The 4,063-nt window shown below is 40.9% G+C and carries 4 protein-coding genes and 1 pseudogene; all 5 read left to right on the forward strand.

Annotated elements, in window-relative coordinates:
* A pseudogene (locus tag F6K49_RS36470) lies at nt 1-457 on the forward strand (polysaccharide pyruvyl transferase family protein); the annotation flags it as partial.
* Between the two features lie 25 nt (nt 458-482).
* Nucleotides 483-641 (forward strand): hypothetical protein, encoded by a 159-nt coding sequence (locus F6K49_RS36475; RefSeq protein ID WP_293104708.1) that lies wholly within the window; start codon nt 483-485, stop codon nt 639-641.
* A complete protein-coding gene (locus F6K49_RS36480; protein WP_293104711.1) occupies nt 641-1,489 on the forward strand; it encodes a methyltransferase domain-containing protein in 849 nt (282 codons plus the stop codon). The genes F6K49_RS36475 and F6K49_RS36480 overlap by 1 nt, the downstream gene beginning before the upstream one ends.
* Nucleotides 1,486-2,736 carry a glycosyltransferase family 4 protein gene (locus tag F6K49_RS36485; protein WP_293104714.1) on the forward strand — a complete coding sequence of 417 codons (1,251 nt, stop codon included), beginning with the start codon at nt 1,486-1,488 and terminating at the stop codon, nt 2,734-2,736. Before F6K49_RS36480 ends, F6K49_RS36485 begins: the two co-directional genes overlap by 4 nt.
* A 313-nt stretch (nt 2,737-3,049) precedes the next feature.
* On the forward strand, nt 3,050-4,063 hold a 1,014-nt coding region (locus tag F6K49_RS36490; RefSeq protein ID WP_293104717.1), incomplete at its 3' end, for an O-antigen ligase family protein.

Below are 4,063 nucleotides of genomic sequence, written 5' to 3' on the forward strand. Positions count from 1 at the left end.
TCCACGAAAAAAGTCAGACTCCGTTTTAGTTACCTTCACTGAGTATCATCAAAATGAAAAGTTTGATTTCAACCTAGTCAAGGTATTGTCACAAAACTATCAAAAAATTTATTTCTGGACTCAGCAGCCCAAGGATTATCACTATATGCAATCCTTTTGTGGCAAGAGTGCTATATATCTCAAACCTAGCCTAAAAGCATTAGATCAGTGTTTATCTAGCTGTGATGTAGATTATATAGGTACGCGATTACATGCTGGCATTCGAGCATTACAACACAGCAGAAGAGCACTGATTCTTGCTATTGATAACAGAGCTACTGAAATTGCTAAAGATACTAACCTTCCAGTTATTAAACGAGATGATATAGACTCGATTAAACATTGGATAGATTCCTCCTATGAAACAAAAATAAACTTACCCCTAGAAAATATCAATAGATGGAAAAATCAATTTTAATCAACTAAGCTGTTTTGGATTTAAATTGCACAACAGCAAGGCAGAAGGCAGAAGGCAGAAGGCAGAAGGCAGAAGGCAGAAGGCAGAAGCGATCCAGCGCGGTCTTGGACATCCCTACTCCCTACTCCCTACTCCCTACTCCCTTTGCCATATCGTTAGTGATGTTAGTTTTATGGTAGGTTGATGTTAAAACTAATAAATATAGGTTGCGGCTCTACATATTCTAATCATCCGGCGTGGACTAACGTTGATTTAGCACCACAATCATCCGATATTCATAATCATGATATCAGGAAAAAGTTGCCCTATCCTGATGCTTATTTTGATGCTTGTTATAGTTCTCATGTAATAGAACATCTCAAGCAGCATGATGCTGATCAACTTATTGCTGAGTGTTGGCGTGTTCTTAAGCCACAGGGAATAATTAGAGCAGTTGTTCCTGATCTAGAATCAATAGCTAGACATTATATCTCTACTCTAGAACAGGTTGAGTCTGGTGTTACGGAAGCAGAGGCTAACTATGACTGGATAATGTTAGAACTTTATGACCAGACAGTGCGCCACGTTAAAGGTGGTGAAATGGCTAGTTATTTAGCTGACCCTAATCTTACTAATAAAGAATTTATCAGATCTCGTATCGGTAGCAATGCTGATATATTTTTGGATAAAAACTCTGAAAAAAAATCCTGGATAGAGCGACTAGCATCTAAAGATAGGTATTGGTTTTACAAAACCTTGAGGAAGTTTAATCTCAGAACTAGTATTGCCAAATATCTAGTGACTCTGATCGCAGGGAATGAAGCACGACAAGCATTTGAAGTCGGGTTGTTTCGGAATTCAGGTGAAATTCATTATTGGATGTATGACCGGTTTTCTTTACGACGACTGCTGGAGCGCTCAGGATTTGTAGAGGTGCGCGTTTGTGGTGCTGATTCAAGCCGTATTCAAGATTTTAATAGCTACGGTCTAGATATGCTTGAGGGCAAAGTGCGTAAACCCGATTCACTGTTCATGGAAGGTATTAAACCATGAAGACTCTAATTGTTAGTAGTTTCGATATCTCTGGTGGAGCTGCTCGTGCTGCCTATCGATTACATCAGGGTTTCCAAAGCATTAATATAGATTCCCAAATTTTAGTGCAGGAAAAATTTAGTCATGATAAAACTGTCATTGGACCAACAAAAAAGTTGACACAGGGCCTAGCCAGGAGCAGATGGACCTTTGGCGCTTTACCTCAAAAGCTTTACCCCCAACGGGAAGATAAGACCTTTTCTAGTCAGTGGTTTCCCGATGCAGTTGTTCCCAAAGTTGCCCGACTTAAGCCCGATATTATAAATCTCCATTGGATTTGTGCTGGCTATGTCCAAATTGAAACCATTGGGAAACTAAAGCGACCAATTGTTTGGACTCTTCATGATATGTGGCCATTCACAGGAGGATGTCACTACAATCACGATTGCGATCGCTATACAGTCTCCTGTGGTAATTGTCCTCAACTTAACAGCAGCAAAGACTGGGATTTATCCCGTTGGGTATGGCAGCGCAAAGCCAAAGCTTGGCGAAATCTTGACCTGACAGTTGTCACCCTCAGCTCATGGTTAGCCAAATGTGCCAGTGCCAGTTCCCTTTTCCAGGATCTGCGAATTGAGCTCATTCCCAATGGCATTGATACTCAACAGTACAGACCCATCCATCAGCAGGTAGCGCGAGAATTACTTAACTTACCCCAGGATAAGCAACTTATTTTATTTGGAGGAGTAAATGCCACTAGTCAAAAACGCAAAGGGTTTCAATTGTTACAACCAGCGCTCCAAGAGCTGAGCCAATCCGGGTGGCGAGATCAACTAGAGTTAGTTATTTTTGGTGACTCTCGGCCAGACAATCCACCTGAGTTTGGTTTTAACGCTCACTACTTAGGGACATTCAGCGATGATCTCTCCCTAGCGCTAGTTTATGGAGCAGCAGATGTATTTGTTTGCCCTTCCCTTCAAGATAACTTGCCCAACACAGTGATGGAAGCGATCGCATGTGGAACTCCTTGCGTCGCCTTCAACATTGGCGGGATGCCCGATCTAATTGAGCACCAGAAAAACGGTTATTTAGCCCAACCTTACCAAATTGAAGCTCTAGCTAAAGGAATTGCTTGGGTGCTAGAGAACACAGAACGACATCAGAAACTATCCTACCGCGCCCGCGAGAAAGTAGAAAAAGAATTTACCTTGGAAATTCAAGCAAGACGCTACTTATCTCTGTTTACTGAAATTTTATCCGGAGTATAACTATCATTACTAGAAAATATAGTATCACTGATATCAATAGGGCTATAAAACTCCCATTAATAAATAGTTTATGATAAACTTAAAAAGGTTATCTACTAATGAGTTAATAACTTTTTTGTTGCTCAGAATAGAACCATTTTTGATTGGAATATGCTTATTTTCGGGCATGTTTCTTGATCTACCAGGACCTCTACTTAAGCTTTTAAAAGTTGGTAGCTATCTAATCTTGTTTTTTTTAATTCTTTGGCGATGGCAAAGATTTGCCTATGTTTTTACAAGGGATATACCGTTACTATGCTTAGTAGGGACTGCTGTGTGGTCGGTTGGATGGTCTGCCGTTCCCGGTATTCCAGAATTACTTAGAGCCGTCTTACGTGCAACTGCCCTCGGAGCATACTTAGCAGTTCGCTATAACCCTAAGGAGCAAATGCGTCTGGTGGCATGGGTGCTAGGTATAGTGGCGATTTTAAGCTTATTGGTCACTTTAGCTCATGGCTTAGGGGACGCTCCCGCTCAGGGTATCTTTAGGCATAAAAATCATTTAGCTCGTCTGATGACCCTAAATGCCATAATTTCGTTATTGAGCATCCTCAACCATCGGAAATATCGCTGGGTAGGGTGGGTGGGATTTAGCTTATCTGTTTTGATGCTACTACTTTCTCAGGGAAAATCAGCATTGCTAATCTTTTTAGTTATGATTACCCTGCTGCCCCTTCACAACTTTGTAAAACAGCACTATAAGTTACAAACTGTTCTTTACATGGTCTCAGCCCTCCTGGCTTTTGTGGCATCGATAGTAATTTTAGGAAACCTGGAATTCATACTAGTTGATATTCTAGGCAAAGATCTACAATTGAATGGGCGTTTACCGATTTGGACTTTAGTATTTGATAAAATTTTAGAACGACCTTGGCTAGGTTACGGTTTTGAAGGATTCTGGTCTTCCGACGCTGGCTACTCTGTCATCAACTCTACATGGCTTGCCCATGGAGGATATGGTAATGCTCATAGTGGTTATCTTGAGTTAGCTCTGCAACTTGGATTTTTAGGTATTTTCCTTTTTGTGCTTAGTTTATTGATCGCCTTATTTAAGACAATTCAAGTCCTAAGCGTCACCAAAAAACTAGAATTTTTCTGGATGTTTCTCTACCTAGTATTTTTCAGTATTGTTAACTTGAGCCTAGACCCATCAATTCTTGCAGAAGACATCGTGTGGACTCTATACGTATCAACCGCTCTTTCGGCAGCTGTTTACCAGAGTCGAATTGTCAAGAATCCCCACTTACTAGGTGTTAGGGAACAGGGAGTAGGGAGTAGGGAGCACAGA

It is taken from the genome of Moorena sp. SIO3I6, from assembly GCF_010672095.1.